Genomic DNA, 25,329 nt, shown 5'->3' on the forward strand with positions numbered 1-25,329 from the left:
CGTGCGGCAGATTATTGTGAGGTCGGTGTCTTCATGCACCGTGCCCAGAACATTACGCAGCGTCGAGAGGAGAAAAGCGAACTGTGGCGACCGAGATTTGCACGGTGGCGACTGTTCCATGTGGGAGCGAGCCTGCTCGCGATAGCGGTGGGTCAGACAACACTTGCGTCGACTGACACCCCGCCATCGCGAGCAGGCTCGCTCCCACAGGGGTTATGCGTTGTAGTGCTTCTGGCCCCAGGCTAGCAGACCTTGCAGCAATTCCTTGAGCACCACTTGCGTGGGCTCAGCCAGATCCGGGCGATAACGGAACGGCTCGAATTCTTCCATGTACGTGCACTGACCCAGTTCCAGCTGCACCGCGTGGATGTTTTCAGCCGGGTTGCCGTAATGCCGGGTGATGTGGCCGCCCTTGAAGCGACCATTGAGCACGTGGCTGTAATCGGTGTGCCTGGCGCAAATCGCTTCCAGTTGAGTGGCCAGCTGAGGATCGCAACTGGCACCGTTGAAGGTGCCCAGGTTGAAGTCCGGCAGCTTGCCGTCGAACAGGTGCGGGATGATCGAACGGATCGAGTGCGCATCAAACAGCAGCGCGTAGCCAAATTCGGCTTTCAGTCGCGCCAACTCGTTCTGCAGAGTGCTGTGATACGGCGTCCAGACCTGCTCCAGATAGGTCGCACGCTCAGCCGCCGACGGCTCCATGCCCTCGCGGAACAACGGAATGCCGTCGAACAGCGTCGCCGGGTACAGGCCCGTCGTCGCGCCGACATACAAAGGCTTGTCGTCGGACGGCCGGTTCAGGTCGATGACAAACCGTGAGTATTCGGCAGCCAGCGTGCTGGCGCCGAGTTCGGCGGCAAATTCGTAAAGCTTCGGGATGTGCCAGTCAGTGTCCGGCAGGCTTTTCGCGTCGGGGATCAACCCGGCTTCGACCGCAGGAGTCAGACGCAGCCCCGCGTGCGGCATGCTGATCAGCAGCGGCACGCGGCCTTGTTTGAAGTTCAGAACCTTATCCACAACTGTTCTCCTAAACGCTCGTTTCGACGCCGTGACGCACGACGCGTTTTTCCAGGTCGCCGCCCAGCCAGTACGACAGGTCGGCGGGACGATCGATTTGCCAGGCGACGAAATCCGCGACCTTGCCGACTTCCAGCGAACCGTGAGTGTCGGCCATGCCCAGCGCGGTGGCGGCATGAATGGTTGCACCGGCCAGCGCTTCTTCCGGGGTCATGCGAAAACAGGTGCAAGCCATATTGAGCATCAAGCGCAACGACAGCGCCGGCGAGGTGCCGGGATTGAGGTCGCTGGCGATGGCGATTTTCACGCCGTGCTTGCGCAGGGCCTCCATCGGCGGCAATTGCGTTTCACGCAGGAAATAGAATGCACCGGGCAACAACACCGCAACGGTGCCGGACTTGGCCATCGCGATGGCGTCGTCTTCGGTCATGAATTCCAGGTGGTCGGCGGACAGCGCGTGGTAACGCGCCGCCAGGCTTGAACCGTGCAGCGACGACAGTTGCTCGGCGTGCAGTTTGACCGGCAAACCGAGTTCCTGCGCGGTGATAAACAGTCGCTCGACCTGCGCCGGCGAAAACGCCAGGTATTCACAGAACGCGTCCACAGCGTCCACCAACCCTTCGGCGGCGAGGGCCGGGAGCATTTCAGCGCAGATGTGTTCGATGTAGGCGTCGGCGCGATCCGCGTATTCCGGCGGCAAGGCGTGAGCGGCCAGGCAGGTGCTGCGCACGCTGACCGGCAACTCGGCGCCGAGACGACGAGCGACCCGCAGCATTTTGCGTTCGTTGGCCAGGTCCAGGCCGTAACCGGACTTGATCTCAACCGTGGTAACACCGTCGCGCATCAAGCTTTTCAGGCGTTTGGCGGCGCTGGCGAACAGTTCATCTTCGCTGGCCGCGCGAGTGGCGCGCACGGTGCTGGCAATGCCACCACCAGCGGCGGCGATTTCTGCGTAGCTGACACCTTGCAGGCGCTGTTCGAATTCACCGCTGCGGTTACCGCCGAACACCGTGTGGGTGTGGCAGTCGATCAGGCCCGGAGTGACCCAGGCCCCTTTCAAATCGTTGACGGCCGGGTATTCGCCCGCCGGCAATTTATCGCGCGGGCCGACCCACTCAATGTGCGCACCGGACGTCACGATGGCCGCGTCCTCGATGATCGAGTAGACGCCTTGCGCCATGGTTGCGACGTGGCAGTGTTGCCAGAGAGTTTTCATCCCGAATTCCTCGTCTTTGATCGTTCCCACGCTCCGCGTGGGAATGCCTCTAGGGACGCTCTGCGTCCAGTGACGCGGAGCGTCACGGGCTGCATTCCCACGCAGAGCGTGGGAACGATCGGTGTGGTGGGGTTTAGAGGCTAGGCAGCAACTTCGCCGTAACCAACTCGCTCAGGCAGCGCGTAGCCAGCAACTCGGTCGCCGCATTGATGTCCGGCGCAAAGAACCGGTCCTTCTCATAGAACGGCACTTCATTACGCAAGATCGCCCGGGCCTTTTCCAGTTTCGCCGAGGTCTTCAGGCCTTCGCGCAGGTCCAGCCCTTGTGCTGCAGCCAACCACTCCACCGCGAGAACGCCGCGAGTGTTTTCGGCCATTTCCCACAAACGCTTGCCGGCGGCCGGCGCCATCGACACGTGGTCTTCCTGGTTCGCCGACGTCGGCAAGCTGTCCACCGAATGCGGATGGGACAGCGCCTTGTTCTCGCTGGCCAATGCCGCCGCCGTCACCTGGGCAATCATGAAGCCGGAGTTCAAGCCACCATTGGCCACCAGGAACGGCGGCAGTTGCGACATGTGCTTGTCCATCATCAGCGAAATGCGGCGCTCGCTGAGGGAACCGATTTCAGCGATGGCCAGTGCCATGTTGTCAGCGGCCATGGCCACGGGCTCAGCGTGGAAGTTGCCGCCGGAGATCACGTCGCCTTCAGCGGCGAATACCAGCGGGTTATCGGAAACGGCGTTGGCTTCCACCGCCAGCACTTCGGCGGCCTGGCGGAACTGGGTCAGGCAGGCGCCCATGACTTGCGGCTGGCAGCGCAGGGAGTACGGGTCCTGGACCTTTTCGCAGTTCTGGTGCGAATCGGACACTTCACTGCGCTCGCCCAGCAAATCGCGATAAGCAGCAGCGGAGTCGATCTGGCCTTTCTGGCCACGGGCGGCGTGGATGCGCGCGTCGAACGGGGAGCGCGAGCCCAGTACCGCTTCGACCGTCAGGGCACCAATCGCTACAGCACCAGCGAACAGGTCTTCGCCTTCGAACAAGCCACGCAACGCGTAAGCGGTCGACACTTGTGTGCCGTTGAGCAGCGCCAGGCCTTCTTTCGCGGCCAGGGTCAGAGGTGTCAGGCCGGCGATTTTCAGCGCTTCGGTCGCTTCCATCCATTCGCCCTTGTAGCGAGCCTTGCCTTCGCCCAGCAGCACCAGCGACATGTGCGCCAAAGGCGCCAGGTCACCGGATGCACCGACCGAACCTTTCAAGGGGATGTGCGGGTAAACCTCGGCATTGATCAGCGCGATCAGCGCGTCGATCACGACGCGACGGATGCCGGAGAAACCACGGCTCAGGCTGTTGACCTTGAGCACCATGACCAGGCGCACCAGGGCGTCACTGATCGGCTCGCCGACACCGGCGGCGTGGGACAGCACCAGCGAGCGCTGCAGGTTTTCCAGGTCTTCGCTGGCAATGCGGGTCGAGGCCAGCAGGCCGAAACCGGTGTTGATGCCGTAGGCGGTGCGGTTTTCGGCGAGGATCTGTTCCACGCAGGCAACGCTGGCTTCGATCTGGGCCGAGGCGCTGTTGTCGAGGGTGATTTTGACCGGGTGCTGATAAACATCACGCAGTTGGGCAAGGCTCAGTTGGCCGGGAATCAAATTAAGCGCAGTCACATCATTCTCCTTTTGAGAGTTTTTATTAACTAACCAGACGCTCCGGAGATTTCCGTTGTCCGTCGCTTCCCGACTTTTTGAGAGGGGCTGGCGCCTTGGCACGCTGGTGTTGTGGATTTCAGTTCAGGTTCGGTAACGCTTTGTGCAACAAAATCGGGTCTTTCAACACGCCGGCCGCAGCGGCGATATCGGGCGCCAACCAGCGGTCCTGGTCGTAGGCCGGAACACGCTCGCGCAGCAGACGCCACGCCGCATCGGTGCCAGCGCCGAAGCGTTGCTCTTTCAAGAATTCAAACGCCTGGGCCGCCAGCAGGTACTCGATGGCGAGGATCTGCGTGCAGTTTTCCAGCGCGCGATGCAGCTTCAGCGCGGCGTTGGTGCCCAGGCTCAAGTGATCTTCTTGCAGGCCCGAGGTGACGTAGTTGTCGAGCACGGCCGGTTGCGCCAACTGGCGGTTTTCCGCGCACAGAGAAGCGGCCACATACTGGACGATCATCATCCCGGAGTTAACCCCCGGATTGGCCACCAGGAATGCCGGCAAACCGCTGACGTGAGGGTTGATCAAACGGTCGAGGCGGCGTTCGGCGATGGAGCCGATTTCCGCCATGGCGATCGCCAGCAAGTCCGCCGCCAGCGCGACCGATTGGCCGTGCGGGTTGGCCTGGGACATCACGCGGAAGTTGTCCGGCGTGCCCAGCAGCAAAGGGTTGTCGGTGCAGCTGTTGAGTTCGGTTTCGATCTGTTGGGTCGCGTGCGCAAGCTGATCGCGAGCAGCGCCGTGAACCTGCGGGATCGAACGAATGCTCAACGCATCCTGCGTGCGGATGCCTTTGCTCGTCGCAATCACTTCACTGCCATCGAGCAGCGCGCGCAAATTGATCCCGACTTGCTGCATGCCCGGATGCGGCTTGAGCGCAATGATTTCGGCATCGAACGCCGCGATCTGACCGCGCTGGGCTTCGAAACTCATGGCGCCAATCACGTCGGCCCACTGCACCAGGCGCGTGGCGTCGGCCAGTGCCAGGCAGCTCAGGCCGGTCATGCACGGTGTGCCGTTGACCAGGCACAGGCCATCTTTGGCGCCGAGCTGAACCGGTTGCAGGCCTTCTTCAGCCAAGGCTTGTTGCGCAGAAACGATCTGCCCGCGATAGCTCACATTGCCGACACCCAGCAAGGCGATGCTGATGTGAGCCATGTGGGTCAGGTAACCCACCGAGCCCTGAGACGGCACTTGCGGGGTGATGCCGCGGTTGAGCAACGCCAACAGGGCTTCAACCACCCGACGATGAATGCCGGATTTGCCGTGACTGTAATTGCGGATCGCCGCACACATGATCGCGCGGGTCTGCTCATCGGCCAGTGGAGCACCGACGCCACAGGCGTGACTGAGCAGGGTATTGCGCGACAGTTGGCTGAGTTGTTCGTCCTTGAGCGAGACGTTGCACAAGGCACCGAGGCCGGTGTTGACGCCATAGGCACGCTCGCCGCTGACGACGATGCGCTGGACAATGGCCTGCGCATTGTCGATCCGCGCCCAAGTCTGGGTCGACAGCTCAAGCTGTGCGCCATGACGGGCGACGGCCACCACATCCTGCCAACGCAACGGGGCGTCGGCGATAACGATTTTTTCAGCCTGGGACATCATTGACCTCTTGAAGTTGATCGTTCCCACGCTCTGCGTGGGAATGCCGCCTGGGACGCTCCGCGTCCCGTTGTCAGCGCAAGGCTCAAGCCCTGCGCATGGGTGACGCGGAGCGTCACGGGATGCATTCCCACGCAGAGCGTGGGAACGATCGACTGTTAAACCACCGCAGCCCGACGCTGCACGAACCGATCGACATACTCATCCGCTGGCGAATGCAGAATCTCTCGTGGGGTGCCGACCTGGATCAGGCGCCCGTCCTTGAGGATCGCAATGCGATTGCCGATGCGCACGGCCTCATCGAGGTCGTGGGTGATGAAGACGATGGTCTTGTGCAGGGTCTTTTGCAGCTCCAGCAACTGGTCCTGCATCTCGGCGCGAATCAGCGGGTCGAGGGCGCTGAACGCTTCGTCCATCAGGATGATGTCGGTGTCCGCTGCCAGGGCGCGGGCCAGGCCCACACGCTGACGCATGCCGCCCGAGAGCTGATGCGGGTATTTGTTTTCGTAGCCTTTGAGGCCCACGGTGTTGATCCAGTGCAGCGCGCGCTCCGAGCACATTTGCTTGCTCTCGCCACGCACTTTCAAGCCATAGGCAACGTTATCCACCACGGTCTTGTGTGGCAGCAGGCCGAAGCTCTGGAACACCATGCTGATTTTATGACGGCGAAATTCGCGCAGGGCTTCCATGTCGTATTGCAGGATGTCCACGCCATCCACCAGGATCGCGCCGCTGGTCGGGTCGATCAGGCGATTGAAATGGCGCACCAGGGTCGATTTACCGGAACCGGACAGGCCCATGATCACGAAGATCTCACCGGTACCGATGCTCAGCGACAGGTCGTTCACGCCGACCACGCAGCCGGTTTCGGCCAGCACCTGATCCTTGGTCTTGCCCTGGCCAATCATGCCCAGCGCTTCCTTGGAACGGTTACCGAAAATCTTGAAGACGTTTTTGACTTCGATTTTGCTGATGGCTTGGTTGTTCATTTGCTCACCTCATGCCGTGGCCGACCATACGCCTGAGTAATGCGGTCGATCACCACTGCCAGAATCACGATCGCCAGACCGGCTTCAAGGCCACGTCCGACGTTGAGGGTCTGAATCCCCACCAGTACGTCTTCGCCCAGGCCACGCGCACCGATCATCGAGGCAATGACTACCATCGACAGGGCCATCATGGTGGTCTGGTTGATCCCGGCCATGATGCTCGGCAGGGCCAGCGGCAATTGCACGCCGAACAGTTGCTGCCAGCGGTTGGCACCGAAGGCGTTGATGGCTTCCATCACTTCACCGTCAACCTGGCGAATACCCAGGTCGGTCAGGCGAATCAGCGGTGGAGCCGCGTAGATCACCGTGGCGAAAATCGCCGGCACCTTGCCCAGGCCGAACAGCATCAGCACCGGGATCAGGTACACGAAGCTCGGCATGGTCTGCATGATGTCCAGCAACGGCATCAGCACCGAACGCAAGCGATTGCTGCGCGCCGAGAGGATGCCCAACGGAATGCCGATCAGCACCGAAATGACCGTCGCCACCATCATCAGCGCCAGGGTCTGCATGAGCTTGTCCCAGAGGCCGACTGCACCTACTAAAAACAGCAGGCCGACGATTACGGCGGTGGTCACGACTTTGCGGGTCGCGTGCCAGGCTACGCCCGCCACGATTGCCAGCATCAGCCACCAGGGCGCTGCACGCAGCAAACCTTCAAGATTGACGATGGCCCACAACAGGGTGTCGGAGATGTGCCGGAACACATCGCCATAGTTGGTGACCAGCGAATCGACCCAACCGTTGACCCAGTCGGCGATGGAAAAGGTAAAGCTTTCGGGAAACATAAGAGACTCTCAATCAAGGGGTTGCGATTCAGCGTGCGACTGCCGCTGACGGCAGTCGCAGAGGCTCAACCTACAAGGCCGCGTCGATTTTCTTGGCTGCGTCTTCGCTCACCCATGCGTGCCAGACTTCAGGATGTTCCTTCAAGAAGATCTTGGCCAGTTTTGGCGACTCGATCCGCTCTTTGGTCATGCGCCCAAGGTTCTGGTTCAGCAAGTCGATCGGCAGGTTGACCTTTTCCAGCACCGCCACCAGTTCCGGGGCTTGCTCGTGGAAGACCTTGGACAGGCCGACCTTGATGGTCACGGTCTTGTCCACGCCTGGTTTCTCTTCGAGTTTGACGGCGTCGATCTGACCCATCAGCGGAGTTGGCGACCAGTAGTAGAACAGGATCGGCTCGCCACGCTTGTAGCTCGACAGCACGGCCGCATCCAGCGCCGGACCGGTACCTGGGCGGAAGTTGGTGTAAGTGCTTTCCAGACCATAGCTTTTCAGCATTTCGCTGTTGTCCAGCTCACAGGTCCAGCCGGCCGGGCAGTTGTAGAAACGGCCCTTGGATGGCTCTTCCTGATCCTTGAACAAGGCGGAGTATTTAGCCAGGTCGGCAATGTTTTTCAGGTCCGGCGCCTTCGCTTCCAGCTTGCGCTTGGCGTCGCCTTCAATCACGTAGCGCGGCACGTACCAGCCTTCGACTGCGCCAACAACCGGAGCACCAACGCCGACGACTTTGCCGGCCTTCTCGGCCTTGTTCCAGACTTCGCTGCGCCCGACCCACTCTTCGGCAAACACTTGAATGTCATTGCTGCTCAGGGCGTTTTCCATAGTGATGGAGTTGCCCGGCAGGCTGTCGGTCTTGCAGTCGTAGCCTTTCTCCAGCACGACTTGCAGCACGTCAGTCAGCAGCATGGCGCTTTCCCAGTTCAGACCGGCAAATTTCACCGTTTTGCCCGACTCGCACCAACCGGCAGCCTGAGTGGCGCCGGCACTGGCCAACAGGCCCATGGAAAGCAGTGTGGTCAGCAGGGTCTTGTTCGATTTCATTGTTGTGACGCTCCTAATCATGAATTGGCTTACGGCAGTCAAGAGGCATCCAGCCCTGTCCACGTCCAATCAGGCCTGCGCAGCAGTTGCGCGGCCAGCCCCACTTGTTTTTGGTGCTGTGACGCTGTCCTGCTCGATTGGCAGAATCAAGCGATCGGGTACGGCGCTGTGCCATTTTTTTGCGCACACGTAGTACACGGCTGCGGGAAGCACCAGGCCGATGATCCAGGAAATATCCACATCGCCCAGGGCCGCCACCATCGGACCGGTATAGAACTTGGTAGAGATGAACGGCAGCTGTACCAGCACACCGAACACATAGACGCTGATACCGAGGATATTCCAACGGCCGTAGCGACCGTTCGGATCGGCCAGCGCCGGTACGTCATAGCGCTCGCGAGTGATGCAGTAGTAGTCCACCAGGTTGATCGCGCTCCATGGCGTAAAGAACGCCAGCAGGAACAGGATGAAGGACTTGAACGCACCGAGGAACGAGTGCTGGCCGAGCAACGCCATCAGGGTCGCAGCCCCGACGATGACCAGCACGAACACCAGACGCTGCAAGCGCGATACTTTCAGGTCTCCACGGAAACCGCTGATGATGGTCGCGATGCACATGAAGCTGCCGTAGGAGTTCAGCGTGGAGATGGTGACCTTGCCGAACGCGATGCTGAAGTACAGCAACGCAGCGGTGGCACCGGTACCGCCCAGACCCACGATATAGGCCACTTCGTGACCGGCGAATTGCCCATTGGCCGAGGCCGCGGCAAATACACCGAGGACCATCGCCACTTGTGCGCCAATGACCGAACCCGCGCCTGCGGCGAAAAAGGTTTTCACCGAGGAAATCTTGCTCGGCAGGTAGCGTGAATAGTCAGCCACGTAGGGGCCGAAGGCGATCTGCCAGGACGCCGCGAGCGACACTGCAAGCAGGAAGCTGCTCCAGCTGAAGTGACGGATTTGCAGCAGTGCGCCAACGTCAGTCTGACTCATCAGACGAGCGAACAGATAGACGAAGGCAATCACACCGATGACGCTGGCGATACGGCCAATCCAATGGATTACCCGATAACCGAGCACTGTCACCAGTACGATGACGCTGGCAAAAATAAGGATACCGACGCTGTCGCTGACGCCAAACAACTGGCCCAGCGCCTGGCCGGAAAGCACGGTGCCCGTCGCGGTAAAACCCAGGTACATCAGGCAGACCAGTACGATCGGGATGGCCGCGCCATAAACGCCGAACTGCACGCGACTGGAGATCATCTGCGGCAGACCGAGCTTGGGACCTTGCGCGGCATGCAGCGCCATCACGCCGCCGCCGAGCAATTGACCGATCAGCAGACCGATCAACGACCAGAACACATCACCACCCAACACCACGGCCAGGGCCCCGGTGACAATTGCGGTGATTTGCAGGTTGGCACCCATCCACAGGGTGAACTGGCTAAACAGACGACCGTGTCTTTCCGCTTCCGGGATGTAGTCGATCGAGCGTTTCTCGATCAACGGTTTACTGCCTGCACGATCGCTGTTAACAGCCATGATTCAACCTCTGTGGATTGTTAATGAAATTACTGTCTGCATGAGATCCCTGTGGGAGCGAGCTTGCTCGCGATGAGGTCGGCACATCCAACATCTACATTGGCTGACACATCGCTATCGCGAGCAGGCTCGCTCCTACAGGGCAAGCATTACTTGCCGGTAATCATCGGCAGGTTCAGACCCTGTTCCTTGGCGCAATCAATCGCGATCTGGTAACCCGCATCGGCGTGACGCATGACACCGGTCGCCGGGTCGTTGTGCAGCACGCGAGCAATACGCTCAGCCGCTTCATCAGTACCGTCGCAGACAATCACCATGCCCGAGTGCTGGGAGAAGCCCATGCCGACACCGCCGCCGTGGTGCAGGGAAACCCAGGTCGCGCCGCTCGCAGTGTTGAGCAGGGCGTTGAGCAGAGGCCAGTCGGACACAGCGTCGGAACCGTCCTGCATCGACTCGGTTTCGCGGTTCGGGCTGGCTACCGAACCGGAGTCCAGGTGGTCGCGGCCGATAACGATTGGCGCGGACAATTCACCGCTGCGCACCATTTCGTTGAACGCCAGGCCAAGCTTGGCGCGCAGACCCAGGCCAACCCAGCAGATACGCGCCGGCAGACCCTGGAAGCTGATGCGCTCACGGGCCATGTCCAGCCAGTTGTGCAGGTGGGCGTCGTCCGGGATCAGCTCTTTGACTTTGGCGTCGGTCTTGTAGATGTCTTCAGCGTTGCCCGACAGTGCAGCCCAACGGAACGGGCCGATGCCACGACAGAACAGTGGACGGATGTAGGCCGGTACGAAACCTGGGAAATCGAAAGCGTTTTCCACGCCCTCTTCCTGAGCCATCTGACGGATGTTGTTGCCGTAGTCGAAAGTCGGGATGCCCATTTTCTGGAATTCGAGCATCGCTTTGACGTGCACAGCCATCGATTGCTTGGCGGCTTTAACCACGGCAGCAGGCTCGGTCTTGGCACGAGCGCGGTACTCTTCCCAGGTCCAGCCAGCCGGCAGGTAACCGTTGAGCGGGTCGTGGGCGCTGGTCTGGTCGGTAACCATGTCCGGGCGCACGCCGCGCTTGACCAGTTCCGGCAGGATTTCAGCCGCGTTGCCCAGCAGCGCGATGGAAATCGCCTTGCCTTCTTTAGTGTATTTGGCGATGCGGGCCAGTGCGTCGTCGAGGTCGGTAGCCTGCTCGTCGACATAACGGCTGTTCAGGCGGAAATCGATGCTGACCTGCTGGCATTCAATGTTCAGCGAGCAAGCGCCGGCCAGGGTGGCAGCCAGTGGTTGAGCGCCGCCCATGCCGCCCAGGCCTGCGGTCAGGACCCAACGACCTTTCAGGTCATCGTTGTAGTGCTGGCGACCGGCTTCGACGAAGGTTTCGTAGGTGCCCTGGACGATGCCCTGGCTGCCGATGTAGATCCAGCTGCCGGCGGTCATCTGGCCGTACATGGCCAGGCCTTTGGCGTCCAGTTCGTTGAAGTGTTCCCAGCTCGCCCAGTGTGGCACCAGGTTGGAGTTGGCGATCAGTACGCGCGGGGCGTTGGTGTGAGTCTTGAACACGCCGACCGGTTTGCCGGATTGCACCAGCAGGGTCTCGTCGTCGTTCAGGTTGGTCAGGCTTTCGACGATCTTGTCGTAGCATTCCCAGTTACGCGCTGCACGACCGATACCACCGTAAACCACCAGTTCTTTAGGGTTCTCGGCAACTTCCGGGTCGAGGTTGTTCATCAACATGCGCAGCGGCGCTTCAGTCAGCCAGCTCTTGGCGGTCAGCTTGTTACCACGTGCGGCACGGATTTCTACGTTGCGGTACTTGGTAGGTTTCTGGGTATTGTCAGTCACGAAAAAGACTCCTCAGCGATCAATTCAAACCAACCCTGGCGGTGGGCAAGCCAGCCTGTGCGCGTCAACGCGCCACAAGCGAATCAGTGGACGCTGCGGAGAGTCTCGATCAACTCATACGCATACGTCTTTACTTGTACATACAAGCATATGCAATCAAGCGGCCAACTTGCTGGATGGGTGTTCAAGAAAAATTCTTGAGCGGGGTGGAAAGCCTGTAGATCAAGGGTTCTGACGCAGAGGAAATTTTTCAGAGGGGATTTGCGGGGTAGGTTGCAGGAGCGTGGCGGCTGTTACTTGAGCGTGTTTTTGCGCCACGCTGGGGCGTTCGGTAACAAATTGGTGCGCATTGGGGAACGCATTCACGGCAACGAAAAGCATCGCGGGCAAGCCCGCTCCCACAGAATCTTCACTGGACCTGTGGGAGCGGGCTTGCCCGCGATAGTGTCGCTTGAGTTCTGGATCAGCGTGCAGTCAGTTCAATCACACAGCACGGGCCATTAGTGGAGACTTCCAACAGGCCAGCATTACCGTCAAGTTGCAGGCAATCGTGACGCCCCAGTTGCGCGTCACTGTTACCGGCCTTCACTTCAAGCCGCTCGGTGACACTGAACACCAACACCGTACCCGCCGAACTGAAAAACCGCTGCTCGCCGTCAAGCCACTGCAGCCGCGCGTTGTAGCGCAGTGGCGCATAAATCAGGTTGAAGTCGCGAATTGGTCCGCCGAGCAACGTGCAGGACACCTGGCTCTCACCGCTGAAGGCAAACGGGTCCAGCGGTAACAACGGCCGCGTGTCCTGGCCATCAACGCGCAAGGTCATGCCCTCGCCTTGCAGCACGGTAATCACTCGCTCGTAACCGGCGAATGTGGAAAACCCGCCCGACTCGCCAATATCGGCAATCGACAGGCGCCAGCCGAACCCTTCCAGGCCAGTGCCTGCATCACGGGTGATTTCTTCAGTGCTGCCACCGCCGTTTTTCCACGGCATGCGTGGGTAGTCTTTTGCGCGTAGAACCTTCGTTACATTCATTTATGGCTCTCTATTTATGAAACCGACCTTCCAGACGATGACGGGAACCGGGGTGGATCAAACGGGCGGCGGTCACCGGCTGACGGCCGGACCAGGTGCGGCGGCGAATCAGCAGGCACGGCTCGCCCTTTTCAATCTGCAGCAACTTGCACTCGGACGCCTCGGCCAGAATCGCCTCGACCACGTGCTCGCCTTCGGTCAGCGGCGCGACCTGATTCAGGTAGGCGTACGGCGTTTGCAGGGTGAAATCCTGCTTGAGGTAGTCCGGCGCCACCAGCGCATTGACGAAACGGTCTTCGATTTGCACCGGGATGTCGTTTTCGAAATGCACGATCAGCGAGTGGAACACCTTCTGGCCTTCGCGCATGTCCAGGGCCAGTGCGCGCTCCGAGCCGGCAGCCTCTTCTTCGAGGGTGATCACCTTGCAGGTGTGGCGATGGCCGCGGGAGGCGATTTCGTCGGCGATGTTGTGCACTTCAAACAGAGCGGACTGGCTTTTAGGCTCGGCGACGAAGGTGCCGACACCCTGCATTCGCACCAACAGACCGTCGGCGGTCATCTCCCGCAAGGCACGATTGATGGTCATGCGACTGAAACCCAGCTGGTTGACCAGTTCACTTTCCGACGGAACGCGGTAGTGCGGCGGCCAGTTTCCACTGTCGATTTGCTGGGTGATCATCTGTTTGACGCGGGCGTACAAGGGCGCCGGACTGTCGCCCATGTTCGCGGCCAACGGTGACACTGGGGGCGGAGTCGGCACGGTTAATCCTTGGTCGTTTAGTAATAGTTGCTAGCTTGCCGGAGTTTACCGAGCAGGCAAACGTCTGTATATGTATATACAAATAACACACGATGGGGTGCTGAACCATGTCCGCCTTCTTTGCCGAACGCGCACTGCTGCCTAGTGGATGGGCCAATAATGTACGTCTTGAAGTCAGCGCCGACGGCGTCTTGACCCAAATCCAGGCCGATTCTCATGCAGATGGCGCCGAACGGCTAAGCGGTCCGCTGCTGCCGGGCATGCCCAATCTGCACTCCCACGCGTTCCAGCGGGCGATGGCAGGGCTGGCCGAAGTGGCGGGTAATCCGAACGACAGTTTCTGGACCTGGCGCGATTTGATGTACCGCCTCGTCGGAAAAATCAGCCCGGACCAACTCGGCGTGATCGCGCGTCAGCTGTACATCGAAATGCTCAAGGCCGGTTACACTTCGGTCGCGGAATTTCATTATGTGCATCACGACATCAACGGCCAGCCTTATGCAGATCCGGCCGAACTGGCGCTGCGCATCAGCCAGGCCGCCAGTTCCGCCGGTATCGGCTTGACCCTTCTGCCCGTGCTTTACAGCCACTCCGGTTTCGGCGGCCAGGCCCCGAACGATGGCCAGCGGCGCTTTATCAACAGCACCGAAAACTACCTCAAGCTTCAGACGCGTTTGCAGCCGATCCTGGCGCAGCAACCGGCGCAATCGCTGGGCCTGTGCTTCCACTCGTTGCGCGCGGTCACACCGCAGCAGATCAGCGAAGTGCTGGCCGCCAGCGACAAGCAGTGCCCGGTGCACATTCACATCGCCGAACAGCAGAAGGAAGTCGATGACTGCCTGAGCTGGAGTGGCCGCCGTCCGCTGCAATGGCTGTACGAAAATACCGAAGTCGATCAGCGCTGGTGCCTGGTCCACGCGACCCACGCCAACCCGGAAGAAGTCACGCTGATGGCCAAGAGTCGCGCCATCGCCGGCCTGTGCCTGACCACCGAAGCCAACCTTGGCGACGGGATTTTCCCGGCGGTGGACTTCCTCGCTCAGGGCGGGCGTATGGGCATCGGTTCCGACAGCCATGTGTCATTGAGCGTGGTCGAAGAATTGCGCTGGCTGGAATATGGTCAGCGTCTGCGCGATCAGCGGCGTAACCGTTTGTATGGCGCGGATCAGCCGATGGTTGGGCGCACACTGTTTGACGCAGCACTGGATGGCGGCGCTCAGGCGCTGGGGCAACAGATCGGCGCGCTGCAAGTGGGCAAGCGTGCGGATTGGCTGGTGCTGGACGGCAACGATCCGTATCTGGCGACCGCCAGTGGCGACGGGATTCTCAATCGTTGGCTGTTTGCCGGCGGCGACCGTCAGGTTCGCGACGTGCTGGTCAATGGTCAGTGGGTCGTGCGGGATGGGCGTCATGCCGGCGAAGAGGAAAGCAATCGCGCATTCACCCAAGTCCTGCGCGATCTCCTGGGCTGACGCAAACTAAATGACTGATCGTTCCCACGCTCCGCGTGGGAATGCCTCAATGGACTCTCTGCGTCCGCTTGGGACGCGGAGCGTCCCGGGCTGCATTCCCACGCGGAGCGTGGGAACGATCATGCAGTGTCGTCAGTTAGAAGTCTTGGCCATCTGTTTATCCGATGCGCGCCAGATCAATCGCGTCGTGTCGTAACCCTGCTGACGCGCCTTGCTCAGCAGTTCTTCACGCACCACACCATTAACCGTCGGCGTGCGAGACAACAGCCACAGATACTTACGGCTTGGGTCACCGACGATGGCGGTCTTGTAATCGTCGCTGACGTACAGCACCCAGTATTCCCCCTTCGCCACGCCTGGCAGCAATCGCGAGAACCAGGTATCGAACTCGACCCACAATTTGTCGGTCTTGCCCGGTACCTGTGGATAAGCCGTGCCCTTGGCCTCTTCCCACTCCCAGTCCGCCGTCAGGCAGCGATTCAACACCTGGATGTTGCCATCAGGCTTGAGCGTGTAATGAGCTTCGGATTGCGCACAGTTGCGCTGAAAATACATCGGCAGGCGGGCCAACTCGTACCAGGTGCCCTGGTATTTCTTGAGATTGACGCTGTTGACGGTCTTCGGTGCCAGTGGATCTTCGCCAGAAGTGGCGCAGCCGGCCAATACCAGGCCGGCAAAAAGCAGGATCAATAAACGCTTCATTATTTTTCTCCCGTGGGCGTATTGCCCCGGTTTACTTCAGGCCTTGGCCAGAAAACATAAGCACTTTGTCACCGGCGTACTGCACGCTGATAAAGCTGTTCTTGTCACCCCAGGTGCAACTGGACATGCCGAGCGCGCCCGAGCAATCAGTGGCTTTACCCAGCAAGGCTTCAACCTCTGCCTTGGGCATGCCGGCCGACAGCTTCGAGTAGTTTTCCTGATTAATCTTGCTGCAAGCGGCCAACAGCACGCAGAACGAAAGCAAGGCGATAGATCGCAGCGACATGGTGTAGCTCCTGGAACGAAGGGGGATGGCATAGCTGCCAAGCAGAAGCTTAGAAGAGAAAACCCCTATCTGGTTCCCCGAGCTCTTGCCTATTTATCGAGCCGCTCGTCTGCCTGTTTTTTTTGAAAAATCAGCCACTTTCTCTGGCTATTGGGTATTTCGTCGGCTTTCGCAAAAAGACCCCTAATCTTTGGCGCTGCCCAGTCGACATAGAAGCAGCGCAAAGCCCCTAGTGTGGCAAATTGACGCCCCCTCGCTGACCAGCCCCTCCGCGGTAGTGCACTCAATGACCAGAAACATGAAATTCAGCCACAAGATCCTGCTGGCAGCCGCCCTCGTGGTCGCCGTTGCGTTCGCCTGCTTTATCTTGTTCAACGACTACCGCCAGCGCCAGACCCTGCGCAGCAGCACCGAGTCTTCGATGCAGGAACTCGGCAGCCTGACCACCAGCAACATCAAGACCTGGCTCGAAAGCCGTATTCAGTTACTGCAATCGCTGTCCCAACAGATCGCCGTGGACGGCAGTGCCCAAGCCAACCTCAAACGCGCCATCGACTTGCCGGCCTACACCAGCAACTTCCAGCTCAGCTATTTCGGTGGCACTGATGGCGTGATGTTCTCGGTCCCGGCCGGCAATCGCGCCGCGGATTACGATCCCCGCGCCCGTGGCTGGTACAAGGCCGCCAACAGCGCGCAACAGACCATCGTTACCGAGCCGTACATCGCCGCCTCCTCCGGCAAACTGGTGATCACCGTGGCCACACCGGTGCAGCATCAGGGCCAGATGATCGGCGTTGCCGGCGCGGACATCGACCTGTCCAACGTCAGCGCGATCATCAACTCGTTGAACTTCGGCGGTCACGGTCACGCATTTATCGTCAGCGCCGACGGCAAGATCCTGATCCACCCAGACAGCAAACTGGTGCTCAAAAGCCTCGCCGATGCCTATCCGAACGGCGCACCGAACGTTAGCCCAGGCATGAAAGAAGTCGAACTCGACGGCAAGACGCAATTCATCTCCTTCACCCACGTCAACGGCGTGCCGTCTGCGGACTGGTACGTGGCACTGGTGCTGGATCAAGACACTGCATTCTCGATGCTCAGCGAGTTCCGTACTTCAGCGATCATCGCCATGGTCATTGCCGTGGTCATCATCATTGCGCTGCTGGGCATGCTCATCAGTTTCCTGATGCAGCCGCTGCTGACCATGGGTCGCGCCATGCATGACATCGCCGAGGGAGAAGGCGACCTGACCAAGCGCCTGACCATCCATGGTCACGATGAATTCGGGGCGTTGGGCATGTCGTTCAACCGCTTTGTGGAGCGTATTCACACCTCGATCCGTGAAGTCGCCTCGGCCACCGGCCAGGTCAATGAAGTCGCGCTGCGCGTGGTGGCTGCGTCGAACTCGTCGATGTTCAACTCTGATCAACAAGCTTCGCGCACCAGCAGCGTGGCAGCCGCCATCAACGAACTGGGCGCCGCGGCTCAGGAAATCGCCCAGAACGCCGCCCTCGCCTCCCAGCATTCGAGCGACGCCCGCGAATTGGCCGAAGATGGCCAACAAGTGGTGGATAAAACCATCGCGGCGATGCACCAGCTCTCGGCGAAGATCAGCGATTCGTGCGGCAACATCGAAACGCTCAACAGCAATACCGTGAACATCGGGCAGATTCTGGAAGTGATCACCAGCATCTCGCAGCAGACCAACCTGCTCGCGCTGAACGCTGCCATCGAAGCGGCCCGCGCCGGTGAAGCCGGCCGTGGTTTTGCCGTGGTGGCGGATGAGGTGCGCAACCTCGCCCACCGCACTCAGGATTCGGCGCAGCAAGTGCAGAAGATGATCGAGGAACTGCAAGTCGGCGCCCGCGAAGCGGTCAGCACTATGACCGACAGCCAGCGTCAGAGTGAAAGCAGCGTTGGCATCGCCAATCAGGCGGGCGAGCGCCTGAGCAGCGTGACTCAGCGCATTGGCGAGATCGACGGGATGAACCAGTCGGTGGCCACCGCGACCGAAGAGCAGACCGCTGTCGTGGAGTCGATCAACGTCGACATCACCGAGATCAACACGCTGAACCAGGAAGGCGTGGAGAACCTGCAGGCGACCTTGCGGGCGTGCTCGGATCTTGAGCAGCAGGCGGCGCGGTTGAAGCAGTTGGTGGGTAGTTTCCGGATATAAGCTGCTTTCACTGACCCCATCGCCAGCAGGCTGGCTCCCACAGGGGATTTGTGAACCACACAAACCAAATGTGGGAGCCAGCCTGCTGGCGATAGCGGCATCAGCTACAGCAGAAAACTAAAAGCGAGACCCAGGCCCCGAAAGAAACTCGATTTCCTCAGCCGTAGACTCCCTTCCCAACACCGAATTGCGATGCGGAAACCGTCCAAACTGCGCAATCACTTGCTGATGCTTCTCGGCATAGTTCAGGTAATCGGTAAACAGCGCCTGATCGGCCTCAGGCTGCTGCGCCACCAGATCGATAAACCGCGAAACGGCCTCGTTCTGCACCGCCAGATTCTCGCAATGCTCAAACACCAGGTAGATAAACACCCGCTGAATCGGCCGCAACTGTCGATCGAAATCCGCAGCAATGCCTTGCGCCACGAGCTTTTGGGCTCGTAGATCACCAGAGAACGATGTGGGAGTGTCGCGATAGATCATGCGCGGGAGCTGATCGAGCAGCAGCACCAGGGCCAGCCAACCTTCGGGGCGTTGCGCCCAGTCAGTCAAACCGCCGGCCAGTGCCTGCTCGACCCAGTCCCCGAAACGCTCGCGCGCTTCGAGGTCCTGGCTGTCGCGCTTGCCGAACCATAACCTGCCCTTTTCTGCCGCTATCTCGCTGGGGGATTCGAAGTTTCCGAACCACCAGTCGAGCAACGGCTGCCAGGGCGCGGTCATGGTTTATTCCTTGTGGTAAGCCGTGATGCGTGCGACTTCTTCTTTCGAGCCGAGGAATACCGCGACACGCTGGTGCAAGCCATCAGGCTTGATGTCGAGGATGCGCTGATGGCCATCGGTGGAAGCGCCGCCAGCCTGTTCCACCAGGAACGACATCGGGTTGGCTTCGTACATCAAGCGCAGTTTGCCCGGCTTCGACGGCTCGCGGCTGTCGCGTGGGTACATGAACAGACCGCCACGGGTCAGGATACGGTGCACGTCGGCGACCATCGCGGCGACCCAGCGCATGTTGTAGTTCTTTTTCAGCGGACCTGCATCGCCCGCCAGCAGTTCGCTGACATAGCGCTGTACTGGAGCTTCCCAGTGACGCTGGTTCGACGAGTTGATCGCGAATTCCTGCGTGGATTCCGGGATCGTGATGTCTTCATGAGTCAGCACGAAGCTGCCCATTTCACGGTCGAGGGTGAAGCCTTTCACGCCATTGCCCAGGGTCAACACCAGCATGGTCTGTGGACCGTAAATCGCATAACCGGCGGCAACCTGCTGAGTGCCTGGCTGCAGGAAGGCCTTTTCGTTCAAAGGCTCGTTCTGGGTCAGGTATTCATTCGGGCAACGCAGTACCGAGAAGATCGTACCGACCGGCGCGTTGATGTCGATGTTCGACGAACCGTCCAGTGGGTCGAATACCAGCAGGTAGGCGCCTTTCGGGTATTTGCCCGGAATCTGGTAGGCATTGTCCATTTCTTCGGACGCCATGCCGGCCAGGTGACCGCCCCATTCGTTGGCTTCGAGCAGGATGTCGTTGGACATCACATCAAGCTTCTTCTGCACTTCGCCTTGGACGTTTTCAGTGCCCATGCTGCCCAGAACACCGCCCAGGGCGCCTTTGGAAACGGCGTGGCTGATTTCCTTGCAAGCACGCGCCACCACTTCGATCAGGAAACGCAGATCGGCAGGGGTGTTGTTGCTGCGGGTCTGCTCAATCAAATAGCGACTCAGGGTAACGCGGGACATGGAAGGCTCCGGTGGAATTGGGGGCTAAAAAACCCGCGCAGTTTAACGCGAGTCGAGGCGCATTTCCTCCTATCAGACGTGATCCGCCCAATAGAGTTCATGCGCCCGGTTGAGCGTAGTTCGAAACGGGCATTTTTACCGTCAGCTATACCGCTATCGCGAGCAGGCACGCTCCCACAGGAGTTCGCATTCCCCTGTGGGAGCGAGCCTGCTCGCGATCGGGTGCGCAGCACCGGCTTTCAGGGTTTTACGGGTGGCTTGCGCAGCAAACTGAACGCCATCGCCGCCAGGAAAAAAACGCCCAGCAACAACACCGCCCACAACCCGAACTTCTTCCAGTTGGGGTCAGTCGTCGCTGCCGCTGTCGCCGTGGAGGTGCTGTTCACCACTGCCGCGCCTTCAACCGAAGCCTTGCCCAACGCAGCAAACTTCGCGGCGCTGTAATCGGGAACCAGTGTCGACAACGGCAGGTTCGCGGCCTTCACCGTCGCGTTGCCCAGCGCCAGCGTGTAAGGCCCGGCGCCACGAGCCAGGAACACCACCTGCGTCGAGCGCACGGCAAACTTCAACGTTGGCGCTTGTGCACCAAAGCCACCGCCGCGTTCGTCCACGTCTAGCTTCAGTTGCTGTACGGTTTGCCCCGACAGCTGCAATTCGTTCTGCACCACGTCCTGGCCATTCTGGGTCAGGCGATAGAGCAATCCGCTGCTCAGGGACTGCCACGGCAGGCTGCTCTCGCGCCGCCCGGACAACGTCACCGGCGCCAGGCTGTTGGGCTGACTCACTTCGACCTGCACGCGCTCGACATTCAGTCCCATCGGCAATTGCCAGGTGTATTCACCGCTCTTCACGCTGCTGCCGGCCAACGGTTGCGACCAGACCAACGGCAGCGGCAGGCTGCGGATACTGGCACTTTCCAGTTGCGCCGACGTCAGCGTCGGCGCCGATTGCGATGAATTCCACAGCAAGCGCAGATACCGCGCCGATTGCCCCGGCAGGCCCACCTCATGTTGCTCAACCCGTTCGTCGGCAAACGTCAGGCGCGCCACCTGCCCTTCGCCCCACGACTGCCAATGCTGCAAGTCGTCGCTGGCTTCGATGCTGAAACGCTGGAAGCCATCGCGCTCGCTGGTCCAGTCAAGGACCAACTGCTGCAACGGCGCCTTGATGCCGCTGGCGTCGAGCAACCAGCCGCGCAGCACTTCCTCGCCCGCCTCCAGCTCAGTGGAGGGCTGCACTTCGACCAACGTGCCGTTCGCGTTCGATTGCACGCGTATGCCCGGTGCGCGCTCCGTGGCGTCCGCTGAGTTGTACAGCGGGAACCATTTCACGTCGTTCAGTGTGCGGCTCTCGCGGGTTGACGCTATTTCGCGGGCCAAGGCGTAGGCCTGGGCCTCGCCAGCGGCGTTGAACACGCGAACATCGCTGAGATCCGTTTGCCGCGCATTGAGCTGCACGGCCAAGGGCAATTCAAGGCGATACCACGGCCCTTCGCCACTCACCGACAACGGCACTTGCGTGGCGAAGTCCGCCGGTTTGTCCTGGGCGTTGGCCGACAGCGCCACACCCAGCGCAACAGCGCCCAACCAGCCCAGGTTCAGCTTATGACTCAAGACGACACTCCTTCGGTTTGCGGGGCCGGTTTTTCAGCATCCGGTGTAGCCTCGGCACGCTTGGGCGGCAGCGGAGCGAAATAGCCCACCACCAGCAGCAAGACGCCGACGCCGATAAACGACACGATCCGCGCCAGGCCGCCGCGGTTACTCAGTTCGACAAAGAACAGTTTGGCCACCACCACGCCGATCAGCGCGGCGCCGATCAGCCAGACTTCGCGGCGATGACGCAGATGGCCGCCGATCATCAGGCTCAGCGCCATCAGGGTCCAGACGATCGACAAACCGGCCTGTACCAGCATCGATTCGAGCAAGGCATCCAGCTCGAACGGCACGCCGCCCCAATGGTGGGCGGTGCGCATCACCAGCGCGGTGAAGAAGGCAAACAAAGAGACACCGGCGATCAGTTGCGTGGCCTGTTCGGCGTAGTCCTTGCGTATCGCCAGTTGCGCCACGGCACTGCGGGACCAGACATACACACCGAACAGGGCAAACAGCAGGCCCAGCTCCAACGGGTTGATCAGCGGCACATAGGGCAGCGGCTCGGCGGTGCCGTCACTGGCGATGTTCGCCAGCCAGAACCAGCCAAGCATCAGCAACGCCAGCGGTGCCGCAGCGTAGACACGATACTCGCGGGCGTAGGTCGACACCGGCCAAGGCCAATTGCGCGGCGCAGCCATCAGCACCAGATACAGGCTCGGCAGGATCGCCCAGCCCAGCCAGCGCCAGGCGTTGTACTGCTCGGACAACAGCAGCAAACCGTAACGCAGCTCCAGCGCCAGCACGCCGATCAACAGCCAGGCTCCGAGCACATGGGCGGTGCTCAGAGCGCGCGCCGGCAGCATTGGCGCCAAGCGTCGCAGGGAGACGAAATGCACGGCGAATACGGCCGTCCACACCAGCCAGCCAAAGTCGGCGGCCGGGTGATAACGTGAATGCCACGCGGCGAGCAGCACAAGCGCGGCGGCGGGTATCAGTAAGGTGCAGAGCAGGCCGAGGGACGGCCATTTCAGGCGCAATGCCAGCGCCGCCCACAGCGCCACGCTCACGGCCGCGACCGCCAGTAGCAACGTCGCTTGCAGATTCAACGGCGCAAAGCGCAACACTTCGCTGATCCACGCCAGCGCCCACCAACCCGCGCCCCACACCAGCAACACTTCAGATAAGCGCTGCAAACTCAGCGCATCGAACGCCGAGCCGTGATTGCCAAGTTGCAAGCGCCAAGCCCCGACCAACGCTGCCAGGCCCAACACCAATGGCGTCCAGAAACCGCTGTGCGCCAGCGGCCTCAGACCTTCGCTGGCCAGCGGGCCGAGCAGTTCCGGCCCGGCCAGCAGAAACGCGCCGCCGCCGATAACCTGCAACAGCAAGCCGAAGACAAAACTCACCCGCTGCTTGAGGTACAGACTGAGCCAAATGATGAACAAACCGCTCGCCGCCCACACCGCACTCGCGGTTTGCCAAGGCAGCACGAACAGCACGGCCAGATTGATCAGCACCAGACCGGCAAGCAGCACCACCGACAGGCCACGCAACAGTCGAACGTCGTTGCGCACCATGTCGTCACGCGCGGCGAGCAACATGCCGGCGATCAGTGCCAGGCCGATCAGGGACGCGCTGAGCAAGCCGCTCCAGCCCGCGCTGAACACGGCGCCGGACTCACCGCCAGCGCCCTGCAATCGCAGCAGGAACAACGCACCGCCGAGCAACTGCACGGCGAATGCGGTGAACAGGAACGTGCGCGATTGCAGACGCAGGCCGACAAACAAGGTCGCCAAGCCCGCCAGCGCCCAACTGATTGCAGTGCCTTGGGTGAAAAAGAACAACGGCGCCAGCAAATAGAGGAACGTCAGACCAAGACACGCCAGGACCGGCAATCCTTTGCGCTCCCAGTCCGACGTTTGCTCGGGCAAGGCTTTGCGCAATTGGTAGAAGCTAAACAGCAAGGCCGCCCCGAGCATCAACGCACCCAGCGGAGCGCCGTCGAGCAGGCTGCCTTCGCCCGTGCGCAGTTCACTGAGAAACGCCAGCGCCGAACCGAGTTGCAGCAGTAAGGCAAATGCACGGGCCAGCGGTCGATGCTGACGCAGGCCAAGCCAGAAAATCCCCGCCCCTTCTACAGCCCAAGCGGCTGAAGTCCAGCGAGCGTCGAGCCCCAGTGGAATCGCCAGGCTGGCGAAGATCACGCCCAGCGCCAGACAGGTTTCCGCCAGCAGCAACGCCCGTCCGCCCATCAGCAGACGAGCGAGCCCCATGTAGATCATGCCTAACGCCAATGCGCTGAACGCCGCGGTAAATTCCAGATGCTGAACCAGTGCGAACTGCAAACCGAAGCCCACCAGCGGCGGGCCGAACAACATGGTTCCGTCGACGTAATCACCCTTGCGCGCCGACCAGCGCAGCAGCGCCTCGCGGCTGTCGTCCTCGGGCGCATCGCTCATTTCCAGCAGTTTGCGCCGGGTGAACAGCAGGCCGATGGCCAGGTACATCAGGAAGAACAGAATCAGGAACGGCTCGGTGCTCCATAGCAATTCCGGCGTGTAGGAGCGCAGCCCCCAGGCTAAGCCGATGCCGAAGGTGCCGACAAAGCCGATCAGGTTGAGCAGCCGCCAGGCCTTGAACCAGGCGATGGCGAGGATGCCGGCATTGAGCAAGGCGAAATAGCTGAACAGCGCAACATGGTTGCCGGCGCCGGTCGACGTCAGGATCGGCGCAGCGAAACCGCCCAGTGCGGCGACGCACGCCAGCGCCAGGGAATCCTGGGTGATTGCCAGAATCGCGGAGAACACGGTCACCGCCACCAACAGGCCCAGGGCTGCCGTGGGATCGAGCAGCGGATGCAGACGCATGGCGGCGAACACCGTCAGGTACAACACGGCAATCCCGGTGCCTTGCAGCATCAGTGCGTAATTATTATTGCGATGGCGCAGCCACCAGCCCAACCCGAGCAAGCCCAGCGCAGCCGCTGCCACCCCGGCGTAACGCAGTTCGATCGGCACCACCATGCCTTCAGTGGCGTAACGCAACAGGAAGGCCAGGCCGAGAAACAACAGCACCACGCCGACGCGCAGCACGGTGTTGCCGCCGAACAGCCAGTTACGGGCGCCGCTGATGGCTCGGTCAATGAAATTGGGGCCACGGGGGATGGCGGGTTGTTGCGGCTCGCGTGCGACCGGTTCGGGCTTCCAGACATCGACTGGCAGCGGGCGACTGGTTTCAGTGGCTGCGGCAGTGATCGGCTGGAGTTCGGGTGGGAGGTCCCAGATCAGCTCCGGGGTCTCGACGGGGATTTCGTCGAGTGTAAATTCAGCTGTCGGGGCCGGTTCGCTGACCGCCGAATCGCTGGCCTCAGGCGCCTTGACGCCAGACACTTCGAGCAATGCCAGGCGTTGCTGCACGGCATTGAGCGCAACCTGTGCCTGCTCCAGAAGAACGCGCTGCTCGGCGGTTTGTGAGCCCAAGCGAGCGATACGGATGGCCTGGCCAATACCCAACCCGAGCAACGCGCCCAACAGCGCATCGCTGAACGACTCGTCAAGTATCCAGCCCAGCACCAGCCCAATCAGCATGAAAATCCATTGCATGGTCGATATCCCTAAGCGGCCCATTGCCTTGTAGCGCCTACGCTGACGCCATCGCGGGCAAGCCACGCTCCCACAGGTCATATGCGATCTTGCGACCCATAAACATCCTGTGGGAGCGTGGCTTGCCCGCGATTGAGCGCGCAGCGCTCACTGAAACTGGTGCTTA

19 protein-coding genes and 1 pseudogene are annotated in these 25,329 nt (G+C 60.8%); 3 read left to right on the forward strand and 17 right to left on the reverse strand.

Going from position 1 to position 25,329, the window contains the following annotated elements; translation table 11 throughout:
• Positions 1-213 precede the first annotated feature (213 nt).
• From hutG to hutC, 11 genes are all read right to left on the reverse strand, one after another.
• Positions 214-1,017, reverse strand: a complete 804-nt coding sequence (gene hutG / locus ACM6I0_RS02910; RefSeq protein WP_414921401.1) for an N-formylglutamate deformylase — start codon at positions 1,015-1,017, stop codon at positions 214-216.
• A 10-nt stretch (positions 1,018-1,027) separates the two neighbouring features.
• Positions 1,028-2,233, reverse strand: a complete 1,206-nt coding sequence (hutI, locus tag ACM6I0_RS02915; protein ID WP_414921402.1) for an imidazolonepropionase — start codon at positions 2,231-2,233, stop codon at positions 1,028-1,030.
• Positions 2,234-2,366: 133 nt separating this feature from the next.
• Positions 2,367-3,899, reverse strand: coding sequence for a histidine ammonia-lyase (hutH, locus tag ACM6I0_RS02920; protein ID WP_414921403.1), 1,533 nt, complete (start codon positions 3,897-3,899; stop codon positions 2,367-2,369).
• 118 nt (positions 3,900-4,017) lie between these two features.
• Positions 4,018-5,541: a histidine ammonia-lyase gene (hutH, locus tag ACM6I0_RS02925; protein ID WP_285433520.1), complete on the reverse strand. Its 1,524-nt coding sequence runs from the start codon at positions 5,539-5,541 to the stop codon at positions 4,018-4,020.
• A 158-nt stretch (positions 5,542-5,699) separates the two neighbouring features.
• Positions 5,700-6,530, reverse strand: coding sequence for a quaternary amine ABC transporter ATP-binding protein (locus ACM6I0_RS02930; RefSeq protein ID WP_208670465.1), 831 nt, complete (start codon positions 6,528-6,530; stop codon positions 5,700-5,702).
• Positions 6,527-7,378: an ABC transporter permease gene (locus tag ACM6I0_RS02935; protein ID WP_010464518.1), complete on the reverse strand. Its 852-nt coding sequence runs from the start codon at positions 7,376-7,378 to the stop codon at positions 6,527-6,529. Before ACM6I0_RS02935 ends, ACM6I0_RS02930 begins: the two co-directional genes overlap by 4 nt.
• 70 nt (positions 7,379-7,448) lie before the next feature.
• Positions 7,449-8,417, reverse strand: a complete 969-nt coding sequence (locus tag ACM6I0_RS02940) for an ABC transporter substrate-binding protein (RefSeq protein ID WP_414921404.1) — start codon at positions 8,415-8,417, stop codon at positions 7,449-7,451.
• A 69-nt stretch (positions 8,418-8,486) separates the two neighbouring features.
• Positions 8,487-9,962 carry a purine-cytosine permease family protein gene (locus ACM6I0_RS02945; RefSeq protein ID WP_285433515.1) on the reverse strand — a complete coding sequence of 492 codons (1,476 nt, stop codon included), beginning with the start codon at positions 9,960-9,962 and terminating at the stop codon, positions 8,487-8,489.
• A gap of 149 nt (positions 9,963-10,111) precedes the next feature.
• Complete coding sequence (hutU, locus tag ACM6I0_RS02950; RefSeq protein ID WP_090176693.1) at positions 10,112-11,800, reverse strand: urocanate hydratase; 1,689 nt, start codon at positions 11,798-11,800, stop codon at positions 10,112-10,114.
• Between the two features lie 463 nt (positions 11,801-12,263).
• A complete protein-coding gene (locus ACM6I0_RS02955) occupies positions 12,264-12,833 on the reverse strand; it encodes a HutD family protein (RefSeq protein ID WP_414921405.1) in 570 nt (189 codons plus the stop codon).
• A 10-nt stretch (positions 12,834-12,843) separates the two neighbouring features.
• Entirely contained in the window at positions 12,844-13,554 is a 711-nt protein-coding gene (gene hutC / locus ACM6I0_RS02960; RefSeq protein WP_177326944.1) for a histidine utilization repressor, read from the reverse strand.
• A gap of 146 nt (positions 13,555-13,700) precedes the next feature.
• On the opposite strand from hutC, the gene ACM6I0_RS02965 reads away from it, so the two are divergent.
• Positions 13,701-15,065, forward strand: a complete 1,365-nt coding sequence (locus ACM6I0_RS02965) for a formimidoylglutamate deiminase (RefSeq protein WP_414921406.1) — start codon at positions 13,701-13,703, stop codon at positions 15,063-15,065.
• A 132-nt stretch (positions 15,066-15,197) separates the two neighbouring features.
• On the opposite strand, the gene ACM6I0_RS02970 is transcribed toward ACM6I0_RS02965, so the two are convergent.
• Positions 15,198-15,767 carry a lipocalin family protein gene (locus ACM6I0_RS02970; RefSeq protein WP_414921407.1) on the reverse strand — a complete coding sequence of 190 codons (570 nt, stop codon included), beginning with the start codon at positions 15,765-15,767 and terminating at the stop codon, positions 15,198-15,200.
• Positions 15,768-15,798: 31 nt separating this feature from the next.
• Positions 15,799-16,053 (reverse strand): hypothetical protein, encoded by a 255-nt coding sequence (locus tag ACM6I0_RS02975; protein WP_090176709.1) that lies wholly within the window; start codon positions 16,051-16,053, stop codon positions 15,799-15,801.
• Positions 16,054-16,351: 298 nt separating this feature from the next.
• Here ACM6I0_RS02975 and ACM6I0_RS02980 point away from each other — a divergent pair.
• Both ACM6I0_RS02980 and ACM6I0_RS02985 read left to right on the forward strand, forming a co-directional pair.
• Positions 16,352-17,374 (forward strand): annotated as a pseudogene (locus tag ACM6I0_RS02980) (cache domain-containing protein); the annotation flags it as partial.
• 93 nt (positions 17,375-17,467) lie between these two features.
• Complete coding sequence (locus ACM6I0_RS02985; RefSeq protein ID WP_414921444.1) at positions 17,468-18,232, forward strand: methyl-accepting chemotaxis protein; 765 nt, start codon at positions 17,468-17,470, stop codon at positions 18,230-18,232.
• 117 nt (positions 18,233-18,349) lie between these two features.
• Here ACM6I0_RS02985 and ACM6I0_RS02990 read toward each other — a convergent pair whose 3' ends face one another.
• The 4 genes from ACM6I0_RS02990 to ACM6I0_RS03005 all read right to left on the reverse strand — a co-directional run bounded on the left by ACM6I0_RS02990 (position 18,350) and on the right by ACM6I0_RS03005 (position 25,163).
• Positions 18,350-18,952: a DUF924 family protein gene (locus ACM6I0_RS02990; protein WP_414921408.1), complete on the reverse strand. Its 603-nt coding sequence runs from the start codon at positions 18,950-18,952 to the stop codon at positions 18,350-18,352.
• A gap of 3 nt (positions 18,953-18,955) precedes the next feature.
• Entirely contained in the window at positions 18,956-19,966 is a 1,011-nt protein-coding gene (locus tag ACM6I0_RS02995; protein ID WP_414921409.1) for a class 1 fructose-bisphosphatase, read from the reverse strand.
• Between the two features lie 239 nt (positions 19,967-20,205).
• Complete coding sequence (locus tag ACM6I0_RS03000) at positions 20,206-21,579, reverse strand: DUF3999 domain-containing protein (protein ID WP_414921410.1); 1,374 nt, start codon at positions 21,577-21,579, stop codon at positions 20,206-20,208.
• Positions 21,576-25,163, reverse strand: coding sequence for a DUF2339 domain-containing protein (locus ACM6I0_RS03005; protein WP_414921411.1), 3,588 nt, complete (start codon positions 25,161-25,163; stop codon positions 21,576-21,578). Before ACM6I0_RS03005 ends, ACM6I0_RS03000 begins: the two co-directional genes overlap by 4 nt.
• Between the last annotated feature and the right edge of the window lie 166 nt (positions 25,164-25,329).

Source organism: Pseudomonas sp. IT-P294, assembly GCF_949767865.1.
GTDB lineage: Bacteria > Pseudomonadota > Gammaproteobacteria > Pseudomonadales > Pseudomonadaceae > Aquipseudomonas.